General features: G+C 58.3%; 15 protein-coding genes. 6 read left to right on the forward strand and 9 right to left on the reverse strand.

Features of this window, described 5'->3' with window-relative positions; translation table 11 throughout:
- Positions 1–30: 30 nt before the first annotated feature.
- Genes GZH91_RS15305 through GZH91_RS15325 form a run of 5 tightly spaced genes read right to left on the reverse strand, consistent with a single transcriptional unit; the run spans position 31 to position 4,457 of the window.
- On the reverse strand, positions 31–2,001 hold the full coding sequence (locus GZH91_RS15305) for a dynamin family protein (protein WP_147072971.1): 1,971 nt from the start codon (positions 1,999–2,001) through the stop codon (positions 31–33).
- Complete coding sequence (locus GZH91_RS15310; RefSeq protein WP_147072969.1) at positions 1,985–2,302, reverse strand: DUF167 domain-containing protein; 318 nt, start codon at positions 2,300–2,302, stop codon at positions 1,985–1,987. Before GZH91_RS15310 ends, GZH91_RS15305 begins: the two co-directional genes overlap by 17 nt.
- Positions 2,303–2,314: 12 nt before the next feature.
- On the reverse strand, positions 2,315–2,890 hold the full coding sequence (locus GZH91_RS15315) for a YggT family protein (RefSeq protein WP_147072967.1): 576 nt from the start codon (positions 2,888–2,890) through the stop codon (positions 2,315–2,317).
- A gap of 60 nt (positions 2,891–2,950) precedes the next feature.
- On the reverse strand, positions 2,951–3,757 hold the full coding sequence (proC, locus tag GZH91_RS15320; protein WP_147072965.1) for a pyrroline-5-carboxylate reductase: 807 nt from the start codon (positions 3,755–3,757) through the stop codon (positions 2,951–2,953).
- Between the two features lie 16 nt (positions 3,758–3,773).
- On the reverse strand, positions 3,774–4,457 hold the full coding sequence (locus GZH91_RS15325) for a YggS family pyridoxal phosphate-dependent enzyme (protein ID WP_147072963.1): 684 nt from the start codon (positions 4,455–4,457) through the stop codon (positions 3,774–3,776).
- Between the two features lie 33 nt (positions 4,458–4,490).
- On the opposite strand from GZH91_RS15325, the gene GZH91_RS15330 reads away from it, so the two are divergent.
- The 3 genes from GZH91_RS15330 (at position 4,491) to GZH91_RS15340 (ending at position 10,146) form a co-directional block, all read left to right on the forward strand.
- A complete protein-coding gene (locus GZH91_RS15330; protein WP_147072961.1) occupies positions 4,491–5,534 on the forward strand; it encodes a type IV pilus twitching motility protein PilT in 1,044 nt (347 codons plus the stop codon).
- Between the two features lie 207 nt (positions 5,535–5,741).
- Complete coding sequence (locus GZH91_RS15335; protein WP_147072959.1) at positions 5,742–6,869, forward strand: PilT/PilU family type 4a pilus ATPase; 1,128 nt, start codon at positions 5,742–5,744, stop codon at positions 6,867–6,869.
- 496 nt (positions 6,870–7,365) lie between these two features.
- Positions 7,366–10,146 (forward strand): bifunctional diguanylate cyclase/phosphodiesterase, encoded by a 2,781-nt coding sequence (locus GZH91_RS15340; RefSeq protein WP_147072952.1) that lies wholly within the window; start codon positions 7,366–7,368, stop codon positions 10,144–10,146.
- A 47-nt stretch (positions 10,147–10,193) separates the two neighbouring features.
- Here the strand turns inward: GZH91_RS15340 and GZH91_RS15345 are convergent, their stop codons facing one another.
- Together GZH91_RS15345 and GZH91_RS15350 are read right to left on the reverse strand one after the other, a co-directional pair.
- Complete coding sequence (locus GZH91_RS15345; protein ID WP_147072950.1) at positions 10,194–11,345, reverse strand: THUMP domain-containing class I SAM-dependent RNA methyltransferase; 1,152 nt, start codon at positions 11,343–11,345, stop codon at positions 10,194–10,196.
- A 5-nt stretch (positions 11,346–11,350) separates the two neighbouring features.
- Positions 11,351–11,758 (reverse strand): CopD family protein, encoded by a 408-nt coding sequence (locus GZH91_RS15350; RefSeq protein ID WP_147072948.1) that lies wholly within the window; start codon positions 11,756–11,758, stop codon positions 11,351–11,353.
- Between the two features lie 12 nt (positions 11,759–11,770).
- Between GZH91_RS15350 and GZH91_RS15355 the strand changes: the two genes are divergently transcribed.
- The gene (locus GZH91_RS15355; RefSeq protein WP_147072946.1) at positions 11,771–12,313 is read left to right on the forward strand and encodes a TlpA disulfide reductase family protein; all 543 of its coding nucleotides are present in this window, start codon (positions 11,771–11,773) and stop codon (positions 12,311–12,313) included.
- Here GZH91_RS15355 and GZH91_RS15360 read toward each other — a convergent pair.
- Together GZH91_RS15360 and GZH91_RS15365 are read right to left on the reverse strand one after the other, a co-directional pair.
- Positions 12,268–12,846, reverse strand: a complete 579-nt coding sequence (locus tag GZH91_RS15360) for a DinB family protein (protein WP_147072944.1) — start codon at positions 12,844–12,846, stop codon at positions 12,268–12,270. The two genes, GZH91_RS15355 and GZH91_RS15360, sit on opposite strands and share 46 nt — an antisense overlap.
- A gap of 2 nt (positions 12,847–12,848) precedes the next feature.
- Complete coding sequence (locus GZH91_RS15365) at positions 12,849–13,361, reverse strand: TlpA disulfide reductase family protein (RefSeq protein ID WP_147072942.1); 513 nt, start codon at positions 13,359–13,361, stop codon at positions 12,849–12,851.
- A 26-nt stretch (positions 13,362–13,387) separates the two neighbouring features.
- Here GZH91_RS15365 and GZH91_RS15370 point away from each other — a divergent pair, with 26 nt between their 5' ends.
- Positions 13,388–13,624: a hypothetical protein gene (locus tag GZH91_RS15370; protein WP_147072941.1), complete on the forward strand. Its 237-nt coding sequence runs from the start codon at positions 13,388–13,390 to the stop codon at positions 13,622–13,624.
- Entirely contained in the window at positions 13,624–14,370 is a 747-nt protein-coding gene (locus GZH91_RS15375) for a type 1 glutamine amidotransferase domain-containing protein (protein WP_147072940.1), read from the forward strand. Before GZH91_RS15370 ends, GZH91_RS15375 begins: the two co-directional genes overlap by 1 nt.
- Positions 14,371–14,494 lie beyond the last annotated feature (124 nt).

Raw genomic sequence — 14,494 nt, forward strand, 5'->3', positions numbered from 1 at the left:
TGGGATTTCATCTCCAGCTTTCGATCAGGATCAGGCCACAGCCTGAACCACGCGCAACGCAGGCGGTGACGTTTTATCCGCGCTTGCGCCGGCTGTATCGGGTGCGAGCGCGCGCAGGATTGCGTTGATTTCCTGATGCTGTTTCCCCAGGTCATCAAACTGTTGTTTTAATTCTGCCACTTTGGCCTGCAGGCTATCCAGGTTGTCGTGCACCTTGCGGATGTTTTCGACGCGCAGCTCCAGCTGGGTTTTATGGTCGCGGATGCGTATGACCAGCGGATCCAGTGTCATGCGCAGCCAGGCATCGGCCTCCATGCGCGCCATCTCGAATACTGTGCGCGCCTCGGCCACCAGGCTTTGATAAAACCTGCTCACCATAAAGCGCTTTTCCAGCATCAGATTAAGCGGATCACGACAAAACATCCCGGTACTCCGGGCCAGACCCGCCAGGCGTTCACGATGGCGCTCCAGATCCAGCCGGGGCGGGTTCAATTGCGGGAATCCATGCTGCTCCTGAAAACGCCGATAAGCCGAGTCGAGCAGCGCCAGGATATTAGCGGCAGCCGTGTCTACCCTCGCGAATTGGGCATTGATGCGCCCGAACAGGTGATTCATGCCACGTGTAAGGCTGGCCGTGGTCCAGCTCTCATCCAGGTGTGCGCGGCTTTTTTCCAACAAGGCGTCAAGCACGTCGCCCGATAGCTCGGACAATAGGGAACGTCCCTGCTGCTGTACCAGGTTACGGGTAATCTTGAAATTCAGCGCAACCGCATCATAACCCCGCTTTTCGGTCACCAGCCTGTCGCGCAGCTTGGTGACGACTTCGCGGTTTTTGCCGGTGAAAGCGCCGAGCTGTTCGGCATCGCCCCTGATGGCTTCGAGTCTGGACACCACCCCGTGACGCGAGGTCTCCAGCATGGCCAATACCTCGCGATGCACCGACTGGTGCAGCAGCGCCTGGCGCGAGGGAATGATTTTATCGGCGAGCAAGGTCTCCAGCGCAGCAATCCCGGAACGTTCGAGTAGCGCCGGGTCTTCCCGGATTTTGCCAACCAGCGCTTTCTGTGCCGAGACGGCAAACACCTGGTGACGCGGAATTCTGAGCTGCTGCGCGGTTTGCTCGATCTGGCGCTGGATGATGGCGTCGATCTCTGCTTCGGATTTGAGTTCGTCCCACAGCATGTCAATCTTGTTGAGTACCGCAATGTGATGGTGCACACGGCGGTACACCGTGTTCTCCCAGATATCCAGATCGGAACGTGTAACGCCGGTATCGGTCGCCAGTAAGAAAAACACGCCGTGGGCATTGGGAATGGCGTTGAGAGTCAACTCGGGTTCGTTGCCAAGCGCGTTAAGCCCGGGCGTGTCGAGAATTGCCAGTCCCCCGTTCAACAGCGGATGCGGGAAATTGATCAGGGCATAACGCCAGGCCGGCACCTCCACCCTGCCGTCAGCCGCACCCTGCCGCGCGAGCCCGGCATCATCTTCATCGCACAAGCCCATGGCGCGCGCCTCGGCCGCCGACACACGCTTGACCTCTGCCAGCGAGCGCAAGGCAGCGCTCATCTGCATGGCATTGGAGGGATCGAGGCTAATCGTGCTCCACTCGATGGGCATGCGTTTCAGAGTGGCGATACTTGCGTCGCGCAAGCGCGTCTCGATGGGCAACAGGCGGACGTAGGGCTTGCTGTCGACATCGTGGAAAATTTCCGTCGGGCACATGGTCGTGCGGCCTGCGTCAGAGGGCAGCAGGCGCTGTTTGAGGTCAGCAAAAAACAGTGCGTTGATGAGTTCCGACTTGCCACGCGAAAATTCGGCCACAAACGCCAGCACCAGCCGATCCTGTTTCAGGCTCTCGGCCAGGTCGTAGAGACGCAGGGTCTGCTGTGCCTCAATACTGGCATAGCGATCCAGCCAGCCGCGATAGGCTTCCAGCGCGCCAAGCACCACATCGCGGCGCTGCTGATAATTCACGATTTCCTGCTCAAGCCGATTCGCCATGTCCACTTCCCATTTGCTCGAGTTTTTGAATGGCCGCGTCATCCAGCGATGCGATTTCCAGTATTTTACGGCGCCCTTTTTCACCGCTCCGAATCTGCACGCACCTGACGGATACACCGAGTGTTCTGGCAATAAAAGTGCGCAATACCGCATTCGCCTTCCCTTCAGTAGCGGCGGCGGCAATGCGAATCTTGAGCGCGTCGCCATGCACACCCGCTATTTCAGTGGTTTTTGCGCCGGGTTGAATATGCAGAAAAAGCTGTACCGAGTCGCCACTCGTTTTGAACCAGGTCAAAGCCATGTGGTTGCGCCGTTACATCATGCTGCGCGCCACGCGCTCCAGCCACGCCAGCGGCAGCATGATGACAAGCTGACACACCAGCAGAAAAACCAGGGGGGAGAGGTCGAAATTGGCAACCGGTGCAATCAGGCGCCGGAACGGCCGCAACAGCGGTGCCGCCAGCGCCGCGAACACCGGCATCAGCGGCGATAACGGATTCACCATGGACAATACCGCCATCACCACCACCAGCCCGATCAAGGTGTATACCGCCAGGCTGGACAAGCGCACCGCTGCCAACAGCACAAACCCCGGCAGCACCTTGCTCCCTGCCGCTGCGAACGGATAGCCATCCAGGCCGAACAGCGCCAGCAGCAATACGAATTCCAGCGCCAGTGCCAGCAACAGCGTACCCATATCCACGCCGAACAGGCCCGGTATGACACGACGCAACGGACGCACGGCAAAATCGGTAAGTTTGACCACAAACTGGGCAAACGGATTGCGGAATGGAACGCGCGCCCATTGCATGTAAAAGCGCAGCAACAGGGCGATCAAAAACAGATTGACGAGGTTTTGCAGGACAAACTGCAAGGCTTGGTTCAACATGATGATTTACCGTAAAAACACCTTGTTATTGTTGCATTTTTTGGACGCGAGAGGCGGATATTATTGCAGCGCTTCGCCCAGCTCTTTGGAGCGTGCCGCCGCTGCATGAATGGCGCTGACAATGGCGGCTTTTACGCCGGCCTCATCCATGCGCTGCAGGGCGCGTTCGGTGGTACCGGCTTTGGAGGTGACGCGCGCACGCAGGGTGGCGACGTCCTCACTGCTACTGGCAGCCAGTTGCGCGGAACCCAGCATGGTTTCCAGTGCCAGCTGGCGCGCGGCGTCTGCATTCAACCCCAGTTCCAGTGCTGCCTGCTGCAGAGCCTCGATAAAATAAAATACATAGGCCGGACCGCTGCCGGACACTGCCGTGACCGCATCCATCAGCGCCTCGTCTTCCACCCACAGCACGCTGCCCGCCGATTCAAGAATGGTCTGCGCCATCTGCCGCCGGGACGGCTGCACTGCAGGCAATGCATACAGCGCCGTGACACCCGCTCCGATCATGGCCGGAGTATTGGGCATCGCGCGCACCACATTGGCATAACCCATCAACCACGCCGACAAAGTGCGCGCGCGCACCCCGGCAGCAATAGATACCACCAGCTGCATGGCAAGCAGCGGCGACAGTACCTGTGCCACTTCCTTGAGCTGTTGCGGCTTGACCGCCAGTACCACGGCATCCGCGATCACTGCATCAGGACCCAGTTCAGCATAGGTGTTCACCCGATAATCTGCCTCCAGCCGCGCGCGCGCGTCTGCATTATGCTCGACCACCGATATCTGTTCAGCTGCCTGCCCCTGGCGCAGCAGGCCCGCAATCAGGGCGGTCGCCATGTTGCCGCCACCGATGAATGTAATACGCATTTGTACTCCCAAGAAGTTAGGTTTTGGCCTGGCGCCACCCAAAAATGGCTGACCCCACACGCACCAGGGTTGCCCCCTCGGCAATGGCGGCTTCCAGATCATCCGACATGCCCATGGACAGCGTATCGAGCGGGATATCCAGACCATCCCGCAACCGTCGCAGCAACCGGAACTGGCTGCGTTGCCGGTCAGGGTTTGCGCCGGGCGCTGGAATCGCCATCAGGCCGCGCAAACGTAGCCGGGGCATTTGCGCCACCGCCTGCACCAGTGCCGGCAAATCTGCCGGCGCCACACCGCTCTTGCTGGCTTCACCACTGACATTCACTTGCACACACACATTCAGCGGAGGCCGCGTAGCCGGCCGGGCATCGTTCAGACGTTGCGCAATGATGGCACGATCCACACCATGCACCCAATCGAAATGCTCAGCCACAGCGCGTGTTTTGTTGCGCTGCAGCGGCCCGATGAAATGCCAGATTAAAGATAAGTCAGCCAGCGCCGCTATTTTGAGTAGCGCTTCCTGGACGTAGCTCTCCCCGAATGCACGCTGCCCCGCGGCTGCCGCTGCGCGTATCGCGTCGACGCCAAAGGTTTTGCTGACTGCCAGCAATTCGACCGCATCCGGCGTCCGCCCGGCAGCGCAGGCCGCCGCGGCAATGCGTGTCCGCACGGCTTGCAAAGCGTTTTTTAGTGTGTCCATAATGGCCTGAAATTCATCGCGGAATTATAACAAATGGAAATCTCCGAACTGTTGGCCTTTGCCGTCAAGAACAAAGCATCCGATCTGCATCTGTCAGCCGGCCTGCCGCCGATGATCCGGGTGCACGGCGACATCCGCCGCATCAACCTGCCGCCGCTGGATCACAACATGGTGCACGACATGGTGTACGACATCATGAACGATGGCCAGCGCAAAATTTACGAAGAATCGCTGGAGGTGGACTTTTCCTTCGAAGTCCCTACGCTGGCGCGCTTTCGCGTCAACGCCTTCAACCAGAACCGGGGCTCGGGCGCCGTGTTCCGTACCATTCCCAGCAAGGTGCTGACGCTGGAAGAACTCAACGCACCGAAAATTTTCAAGGAAATCTCCGACCAGCCGCGCGGCATCGTGCTGGTCACCGGCCCCACCGGCTCGGGCAAATCCACCACGCTGGCGGCGATGGTGGACTACGTCAACGAAACCCAGTTCGGCCACATACTGACCGTGGAAGACCCGATTGAATTCCTCCACCAGAGCAAAAAATGCGTGATCAACCAGCGCGAAGTGGGGACACACACGCAAAGCTTCTCCAACGCGCTGCGCTCGGCACTGCGCGAAGATCCGGATGTGATCCTGGTGGGCGAGATGCGCGACCTGGAAACCATCCGCCTGGCACTCACCGCCGCCGAAACCGGTCACCTGGTGTTCGGCACGCTGCATACCAGTTCCGCAGCCAAAACCATCGACCGTATTGTGGACGTGTTCCCGGCGGCAGAAAAAGAGATGGTGCGTTCCATGCTGTCCGAATCGATTCGCGCGGTGATCGCGCAAACCCTGCTCAAAACCAAGGACGGCAATGGCCGCGTGGCGGCGCACGAGATCATGATCGGCACCCCGGCCATCCGCAACCTGATCCGCGAGAACAAAATCGCACAGATGTATTCCTCCATCCAGACCGGACAGAACGTCGGCATGCAAACCCTCGACCAGTGCCTGCAGGACCTGGTACGGCGCAACACGGTATCAGTGGGTGAAGCGCGTGCCCGCGCCGCGAATAAAGACATGTTTGCCGGATAAGCCCCAAAACGGCACTCACCACGGAGCACGGGGAAATGGGGTTCGCAGGGATGGGTGACGCGTCGCCCAACTCGCAAAACCGATGAATTGAATCAGTACCGCACCCGACTGGGGATATGAGCAAACCTGGCAACACCCAGATTTGATACGCATTCCCCGTGCTCTCCGTGGCTAACTGCTTTTTCTCGATAACGCAGGATAAATATTATGGACGCCCTCAAAGCCTTGCACGATCTGCTGCGCCTGATGCTCAGCAAAAAAGCCTCGGATTTATTCATCACGGCGGGCTTTCCTCCCGCCATCAAGGTGGACGGCAGGATCGCGCCGGTATCCAACCAGACCCTCACCCCGGCACACACGCGCGAGTTTGCCCGCGCGCTGATGAATGATCGTCAGTGGGCAGATTTTGAAGCGACCCATGAGAGCAACTTCGCCATTTCACCGCCGGAAATCGGCCGCTTTCGCGTCAATGCCTTTGTCCAGCAGGCTCGGGTTGGGCTGGTGTTGCGAACCATCACCACCCGGATTCCCAAGTTCGAGGAACTCAACCTGCCGCCGGTGCTCAAGGATGTGGCCATGGTCAAGCGCGGCCTGGTGATTTTTGTCGGCGGCACCGGCTCGGGCAAATCCACTTCGCTCGCGGCGATGGTCGGCTTCCGCAACGAGAACGCCCAGGATCACATCATTACCATCGAAGACCCGGTGGAATACGTCCATGAACACAGGAAATCCATCATCACCCAGCGCGAAGTCGGCGTGGATACCGATAACTGGTTTACCGCATTGAAAAACACCCTGCGCCAGGCACCCGACGTAATCCTGATCGGCGAGGTGCGCGACCGGGAAACCATGGAATACGCCATCGCCTTCGCCGAAACCGGCCACCTGTGCCTGACCACGCTGCACGCCAACAGCGCCAACCAGGCGCTGGACCGCATCATCAACTTCTTCCCGGAAGATCGCCGCCAGCAGTTGCTGATGGACCTGTCGCTCAACCTCAAGTCGTTTATCTCGCAGCGCCTGATCGCCCGAAAAGGCACGCCGGGACGCGTCGCCGCAGTCGAGATTCTGCTCAACTCCCCGCTGATTTCGGAACTGATTTTCAAAGGCGAGGTTCACGAGATCAAGGAGATCATGTCAAAGTCGCGCGAACTGGGCATGCAGACTTTCGACCAATCTCTGTTCGACCTCTACGAGGCGGGCATGATCAGCTACGAGGATGCCCTGCGCAACGCCGATTCCCTCAACGACCTCAGGCTGAAGATCAAGCTGCAAGGCCAGGAATCCAGAGAGCGCGACATTATGTCGGGACTGGATCACCTGGACATCGTATAGCCAGCCGCTATTGCAAATCCTGTGTTGGAAATTTTGTGGCGATGCTCCCGCGCCATCCTCGGGTGTCGCCTGGCGAACACTGGTGTTCGATAGACTGCTATAACGGATGTTTGTCTCGAGCCGTGAGGCAGCGCCAGTCATCACATGGCAGGATAAAAATGTTGCAATACAAGACTTGGCACACAGGCATCAGTGAAAAGCAGTGGATAGCATAGCTGCTGATTTAACCTAGAAACCGCAGTTGGACGCGCCCGATGGTGCGTCTGGGCGTGTGGCTGCCGCGAAGCAACGAGGCGGCAGGCCGGGGCCTGCAACGAGGCGCGACAAAGGCAGGCGCGCGACCGGACGTACCGGCGGGCGCGTAGCGATGTCACCCAGAAGGTGAATGCGAACGAAGGCGGAACACTCAGTATTCATGCGGCTCTCATGAGGGAAATGAGCGGTCAACTACGGTTTTTAGGTTTAAGCCTCTGCACGATTAACAAGGAATATCACATTGGGAAAATTTACGTTTTCCGGAGTTCGGGCACGGGTACTGCTCCTGGTGGCACTCGCGGTTGCGCCATGGCTGGCGATCACCATTTACCATGCTGTTGAAGAACGCCGCCTTGCGGTCGATGCCGCGCAGGAAAACGCACTGCAGCTGGCGCGTCTCATTTCCTTCGACCAGCGGGAAACCATTAGCCGTTCGCGCGGCCTTCTGCAGGCATTATCCACTTTTCCGGAAATCAGGGATGGCGCACCGGCTGAGTGTCGGCTGCGGCTGGCACACATGCTCGACAGCACGCAAAGCTACGCCAATATCGGCGTAGCAGACGCGCACGGCGACCTGTTGTGTGACGCCATAGCGACCCGGAAACCGATCAATTATAGCGACCGCGGCTGGTTCCGTGAGGCACTCAAAACCCGGCGCTTTGTCATCGGCACTCTCACCATCAGCAGGACCACCGGCAAACCCGTCATCGTAACCGCCCTGCCGATATTCGATACGCAAGGGGCGGCGCACCGGATCATTTTCACCTCTATCGATATCGGATGGCTCGAGCACCTCCTGCAACAGGTCAGGCTACCCGCAGGCACGGCAGTCAGCGTGATGGATGCCAATGGCGTCATCCTGGCGCGGCACCCGGATGGACAGAAATTCGCGGGCAAGCTCAATCCGCTAGGCGCGCTGGTTCTGGCTATCCTGGCAAGGAAAGAAGAGGGCATCGGCCAGGGAAAGGGGATAGACGGCATCACCCGGCTGTTTGCCTATCATCGTTTGTTCGAAAACCCCGCGACAGCTTCCGCTTACGTCAGTGTCACCACCCCGACCGATATCCTGTTTGCCCGAAGCAATCGCCTGTTTGCCAGAGATATAGTCATTTTGGGGCTGGCAACCGCATTGATATTCATCCTGGTATGGTTTGGCACCAACATTCTGGTACTGGGCAAAATGAAGGCGCTGATTCACGCCACCAAACGGATTGCACACGGCGATTTCAGCACGCGCACCCAAATCCAGGGATCAGGCGAATTAAGCGAACTGGCGCGGACTTTTGACAGCATGGCGCAGTCACTGGAGCTGTTGTTCCAGCAAAGCCAGCACGTCATGGAGGTGATGCCGGAAGCCGTCATTGTTTCCGCCAGCAGCGGCAAGATCGTGACGGTCAACGCCCAGGCCGAAAAATTATTCGGTTATACCCGCAGTGAAATGATCGGACTATCGATCGAAGCCCTGGTGCCGGAACGCTTCCGCGCCGCACACACCGCTCATCGCAGCGCATATATAACGCTGGCAACGCCCGCAGTGAGAATCATGGGAGAAGGGCGGGAACTGTTCGCCCGCAGAAAGGACGGCACCGAATTTGCCACTGAAATCAGTCTGGGCCCCTTAAAGACGGAAGATGGCTATTTCGTGATTAGCGCGGTACGCGACGTCAGCGAGCGCAAACAATTCGAGACCCGCATACTACACCAGGCGACCCATGATCCGCTGACCAGCCTGCCCAACCGTATCCTGTTCCACGACATTCTTGCTCACGCCATGACCCGCGCCCTGCGCACGGAAAAACTGCTGGCGATCCTGTTTCTTGATCTGGACGAATTCAAAAACATTAACGACACGCTCGGTCACGAATACGGCGACATCCTGCTGAAGGAAATGGCGCAACGGCTGACTGCGACATTGCGCAGGGATGATTTGATCGCGCGCGACGATGCCCTTGTCGCCCGCCAGGGCGGCGACGAATTCACCATCCTGCTGCAAGGCATTTCGGTCGTGGATAACATTATCCAGATCGCGGGGAAAATACTTGCTGCGGTTTCCCGGCCTTTCATCGCAGACAACCATGAAATGCATATGACGGCGAGCATCGGCATCACCATATTTCCGTTTGATGACACCGATATCCAGAATCTGTTACGCAACGCCGACACCGCCATGTATCGCGCCAAGGAAAACGGAAAAAACAATTTTCAGTTTTACACGGCGGGAATGAATCTGCGCATTCGTGAGCGCATGGAAATTGAAAACGGGCTGCGCCATGCGCTGGAAAGAGACGAGCTGGTGTTGCACTACCAGCCACAAGTGAATATCGGGAGCGGGAAAATGGTCGCCGTGGAGGCACTGCTGCGCTGGGCGCATCCTGAAAAAGGCCTGATCCCGCCCGACAAATTCATTCCGGTGGCGGAAGAAAGCGGCCTGATCGTGCCCATCGGGGAATGGGTATTGCGCACCGCCTGCCGGCAAAACAAAGTCTGGCAGGATATGGGTTTGCCGCATATCCGCATGGCGGTAAACCTGTCCGCACGCCAATTCCGGCAGCCCCATCTGCGGGTAGTGGTGGCCAAGGCCATGGAGGATGCGGGCCTTGACCCCTATTCAGACAGTCTGGAGCTGGAAGTGACCGAAAGCGTCATCATGAAGGACATGGAGGGAACCATTAACACACTCAACAAACTGCATGAAATGGGGGTGCGTCTTTCCATTGACGATTTCGGCATGGGCTACTCCAGCCTGAGCTATTTAAAGCGTTTTCCGATCAATACGCTCAAAATCGACCAGTCCTTTGTCCACGACATCACGACCGATGCCGACGATGCCGCCATTGCCGCCACCATCGTCACATTGGGGCACAGCCTGAAATTGAACGTGATTGCCGAGGGGGTGGAAACTGCAGAACAACTGGCGTTATTGCGCGAGATGCAATGTGACGAAATCCAGGGCTACCATTTCAGCAGACCGCTGCCAGCCGAAGAGATGGAAAGACTCCTGCAACAAGAACGACGCCTGTAAGGTGATCGCACTAAAATGCCAAAAGCGTCAGGTCAAGCCAATCTCGTCTATTTACGCGCCGACCCCGCCACGATTTTATATTCAAACAGGCGGCATTCCAGCGCACCATTGAACAGCGGCGTGCGCCTGCTCGCGGCGAGCCGGATCAGCCTGGGAAGCTGCATGTCGGCAGACAGAATGTAGGCGTTCCAGCCGGCGCATTTGCGCTTGAGCCAGTCGCCCAGCCGGGGATAAAACTCGGCCAGTTCGGCCTGTTCGCCGATACGGATGCCGTACGGCGGATTGGTAACGATGGTGCCGGATTCAGCCGGGGCCGGGACTTCCAGCACGTTGCCCTGTTTCAGTTGCACCACACCGGAGAGCCCGGCTGCTTCGAGGTTTACCTGGGCATCGCGTAGCGAATCACCGAACAGGTCGCGACCGTAAATCGCTTGCGGCTGTGCCGGATGCTGGGCCGCAAGGGCGGCGTCGCGCAGCCGGTTCCAGGCCGCAGCGTCGAAGTTGCTGAGCTTCATGAAGCCGAAGCTGCGCCGGCTGCCTGGCGCAATATTCAGCGCCATCAGCGCGGCTTCCATCAGGATGGTGCCGCTGCCGCACATCGGGTCGAACAGGGGCGTACCGGGCTGCCAGCCGGACAGCATGAGCATGCCCGCCGCCAGATTTTCGTTCAGCGGTGCAGCGCCGGCCTGCTTGCGCAGGCCGCGTTTGAACAGGGAATCGCCCGACGTGTCGAGATAGAGGGTGCAAGTGTCACTGGTCAAAAAAGCGTAGATGCGCACGTCGGGTTCACGGATATCGACGTTGGGGCGCTCGCCGGTGGCCGCGCGGAAGCTGTCGCACACCGCATCCTTGATGCGCAGGGTAGTGAACTCCAGGCTTTTCAGCGGCGATTTCTGCGCCGTCATTTTCACCACGATGCTGCGGTCGACACTGAAAAAATCCGGCCAGTTGAAGGACAGCGCGCCCTGGTAGACATCTTCCTCGTCGCGATACGCGCCGCCGCCTACCCGCCACAGCACCCGGCTGGCCATGCGCGAATGCAGGTTGACGCGATAGCACAGGGTGAAATCACCGGCGAAGGCGACACCCCCGAATCCGCTGGCAATATCCTGCGCGCCCAGCCCGGTTAATTCCTGGGCCAGCAAAGCCTCCAGACCGCGCGGGCAAGGTGCAAAAAATCGTTGTTTTTTCTTGTCCATAACACTCAAGGCTTCAGTACCACCAAAAACACCACAACAAACAATACCAGCACCGGCACTTCATTGAACCAGCGGTAGAATACGTGGCCCAACCGGTTGCGGTCTTCGGCAAACACCTTGACCAGATGGCCGCAATAGAGGTGGTAGGCCACCAGCACGCCCACCAGGGCAAGCTTGATTTCCAGCCAGCTGCCCGCGTAGCCGTAGCCCAGCCAGAGCCAAGTGCCGAATAGCAGCGCCAATACGCCGAGCGGCGTCATGAAACGATACAGCTTGCGCTCCATCAGCTTGAACCGCTCCGAAGTGGCGGCATCACTGATCATGGCGTGATTGACGAATAATCGCGGCAGGTAGAACAACCCCGCAAACCAGCTGGTAACAAAAATAATGTGTAATGCCTTAATCCACAGCATGTATCTATCCGAATGAAAATCAACCTGAGTCCCGCCGCCCGAGTCTGGCTGAAAAAACTGACGCCGAGTCCGATTACACTGTTGTTGCTGGGACTGATTGTTTACGTGTGGTTCCGTCCGCCAGCCTGGGTATCTGATGAAAACCGCGCCGTCCAGGATGTTCAGGTGACGCTCACCGATGGTCGCACGCTGCAACTTTCGCAATTGCGCGGCAAGGTGGTATTGGTCAATTTCTGGGCAACCTGGTGCCCCTATTGCCGCCACGAAATGCCGGAAATGCAGTCATTCTACCGCGACTGGCATGAGCGCGGCTTTGAAATCCTGGCATTGTCGATCGAGGACAACCCCGCACTGATCGCAGCATTCATGAAAAAAGAGGGTTATACCTTTGCCGCCGGCATTGCCTCAGCAGAAACCCGGCAGGCGTTCGGTGGCGTCAGCACCGTGCCCAAGTCATTCATCGTCGACAAGCACGGCGTGATCCGCCAGGAAATCAGCGGACAGGTTTATTACGCCAGGCTGGAGGGGCTGGTGGCGCCGCTGCTTAAGGACTGATCGTCACGGATGGTTTCCATGTAACCCTCCATCTCGCGCTTGTAATAGACATAATCCATTTCTGGCGCCGCACCGCCCAGGCGGGTGATGACGGCAGAAATCTGGCCGCGATGATGGGTTTGATGGTTCATCATGTGGGTGAGCACATCGCGCATCCACATCGAGCGTGCTTCGCCTTTGGAAGACACATAATCCAGACGGCCATCAAACCAGTCTTCCGTGCATGCTTCCAGCCACAGCGTGAGTTCCTCGGCCTGACGCTGGGTAGCCTCGATCAACTGGTTCCAGTCGGGATAAGTGACCGCCTGGAAATCAACCTCCGGAATGTCGCCACGCAGCCGCCCCAGCCACAAGCGGTTAACCAGCATGATGTGATCCACCGTGTGGTGGATAGTGCCGAAAAACAGGCCCTGCGGGCTTTGCAGCAAAGCGTGGTCAATCCCGCCCAAAGCTGCGAACAGCCGGTCGTTCGCCCACTGCTGGTAATCCGACAGCACCACGAAATAGCTTTTCCACGAATAGCGGTTTTGCATGATCAACCTTTTTGAATGAGCGCCTTATCCAGACGGCTGCGCAGCTTGACGAAATCCAGCGAGCCTATGGTCTGTTCCACCACGTTGCCATCCTTGTCGATCAGAAATGAGGTGGGGGTGAGTTTTACATCATCGAACTGGTGCGCCAGATCACCCTGCACATCCAGCGCCACCGGAAACGGCAAAGCGCGCTGCCGGTTAAACTGGAGCACATAACTGGGCGGATCGTAACTCATGGCAACCGCAATCACTTCGAAACCCTTGTCATGATACTGCTTGTAGGTTTCAACAATATGCGGCATTTCTTCCACGCAGCCCGGGCAGGTTGTCGCCCAGAAATTCACCAGCACCATTTTCCCGCGCAGGCTCTGCATGGATATTTTCTTGCCGGTGAGGTCGGTGAAGGTCACTTGCGGGGCCGGGGATTTTTGCGTCAAACCCAGGAACAATGCGCCTGCCAGCGCGATCAGCACTACACCAACCAGAACATACTTGTGATATTGTTTGTTGCCCATTTTCCTCTTTCCATCCGGGAACCGCCATGCACGGGATTGTCATGTTTTTCGCTGCCCTTGTCATTAGCGCCGCTGCCCACGCAGATGCGCTGGACGGCTTTACCGATCATCAGGCCAGCTGCGGTTTGAAAAAAACGCTGGAACAAGGTTCCCTGAATGCCCTGGCCAGGCCGGGTAAAGCCAACCGCTTTCTCGATAATCCGCACCTCGGGAGTGCGCTGCCGAAATCGGTATTCGGCGCCTTGGGCGAACAGGCCTACTGATGGCCAAAGTCCTGTTCATCCTCACTGCCGCCAGCGAGCTCCCGCTCAAGGACGGCACCCGGATTCCGACCGGCTTCTGGGCACAGGAGCTGGTTCCGCCACACCATATCTTTCTCGAACACGGGCACACGATCGACATCGCCACACCCAAAGGCAAGCCCGCCGTGCTGGACGAAAACTGCTTTTCCCCGGCGTTTCATAACCAAGACGCCGGCCGCATCGCCAACCTGCGCGAGCAGTTGTCCGGGATCGAAGCCTGGCACACACCGCTGTCACTGGAGCGGCTGGCGCTGACCGGGACCCGATACGACGCGCTATTTTTTCCTGGCGGACACGGCCCCATGGTCGATTTGATCACCTCCGCGGCGGCAGGCAATCTGGTCAAGCGCACCCTGGCAGGCGGCGGTTTGATCGGTGCGGTATGCCATGGCCCGGCGGGTCTGGTAACGGCGCAGCAGGACGGACACTGGCTGTTTGCAGGGTATCAGCTGACCTGCTTCAGCCCGCAGGAAGAACAGCACGCCGGACTCGCCGACGCGCTGCCCTTCCTGCTGGCAGAGCGCCTCGCCAGCCTGGGCGGGGAATTGCGTTTTGGCGCGCCGGGCGGCGAGCATGTCGTCATCGACCGCCAGCTCCATACCGGCCAGAATCCGGCCTCAGTCGAAAAACTGGCTTTTGCCATGGCGCGCCGGCTCAAAAAAATGGGCAGCCTGGACAAGGATGTCTGCGGCACCCCCTGCGCCTGATTCAAATCCAAATGTACCAGCCGGGTATCAGTCTTCTCCTTGGCGTCGTATTTTCCCTGCTTCATCAATCCCGAAAAAGTAAAGGCTTATTTCCCGGGGTAGTTACTGATAAAATGGCGCTTTG

Origin of the sequence: Sulfuriferula plumbiphila, from assembly GCF_009938015.1 — a bacterium.
Taxonomy (GTDB): domain Bacteria; phylum Pseudomonadota; class Gammaproteobacteria; order Burkholderiales; family Sulfuriferulaceae; genus Sulfuriferula; species Sulfuriferula plumbiphila.

Bases quoted from the DNA above. Each gene is read 5' to 3' on its own strand.
- GZH91_RS15305 (WP_147072971.1), bottom strand. From the start codon at position 2,001: ATGGCGAATCGGCTTGAGCAGGAAATCGTGAATTATCAGCAGCGCCGC.
- GZH91_RS15310 (WP_147072969.1), bottom strand. From the start codon at position 2,302: ATGGCTTTGACCTGGTTCAAAACGAGTGGCGACTCGGTACAGCTTTTT.
- GZH91_RS15315 (WP_147072967.1), bottom strand. From the start codon at position 2,890: ATGTTGAACCAAGCCTTGCAGTTTGTCCTGCAAAACCTCGTCAATCTG.
- proC (WP_147072965.1), bottom strand. From the start codon at position 3,757: ATGCGTATTACATTCATCGGTGGCGGCAACATGGCGACCGCCCTGATT.
- GZH91_RS15325 (WP_147072963.1), bottom strand. From the start codon at position 4,457: ATGGACACACTAAAAAACGCTTTGCAAGCCGTGCGGACACGCATTGCC.
- GZH91_RS15330 (WP_147072961.1), top strand. From the start codon at position 4,491: ATGGAAATCTCCGAACTGTTGGCCTTTGCCGTCAAGAACAAAGCATCC.
- GZH91_RS15335 (WP_147072959.1), top strand. From the start codon at position 5,742: ATGGACGCCCTCAAAGCCTTGCACGATCTGCTGCGCCTGATGCTCAGC.
- GZH91_RS15345 (WP_147072950.1), bottom strand. From the start codon at position 11,345: ATGGACAAGAAAAAACAACGATTTTTTGCACCTTGCCCGCGCGGTCTG.
- GZH91_RS15350 (WP_147072948.1), bottom strand. From the start codon at position 11,758: ATGCTGTGGATTAAGGCATTACACATTATTTTTGTTACCAGCTGGTTT.
- GZH91_RS15355 (WP_147072946.1), top strand. From the start codon at position 11,771: ATGAAAATCAACCTGAGTCCCGCCGCCCGAGTCTGGCTGAAAAAACTG.
- GZH91_RS15360 (WP_147072944.1), bottom strand. From the start codon at position 12,846: ATGCAAAACCGCTATTCGTGGAAAAGCTATTTCGTGGTGCTGTCGGAT.
- GZH91_RS15365 (WP_147072942.1), bottom strand. From the start codon at position 13,361: ATGGGCAACAAACAATATCACAAGTATGTTCTGGTTGGTGTAGTGCTG.
- GZH91_RS15370 (WP_147072941.1), top strand. From the start codon at position 13,388: ATGCACGGGATTGTCATGTTTTTCGCTGCCCTTGTCATTAGCGCCGCT.
- GZH91_RS15375 (WP_147072940.1), top strand. From the start codon at position 13,624: ATGGCCAAAGTCCTGTTCATCCTCACTGCCGCCAGCGAGCTCCCGCTC.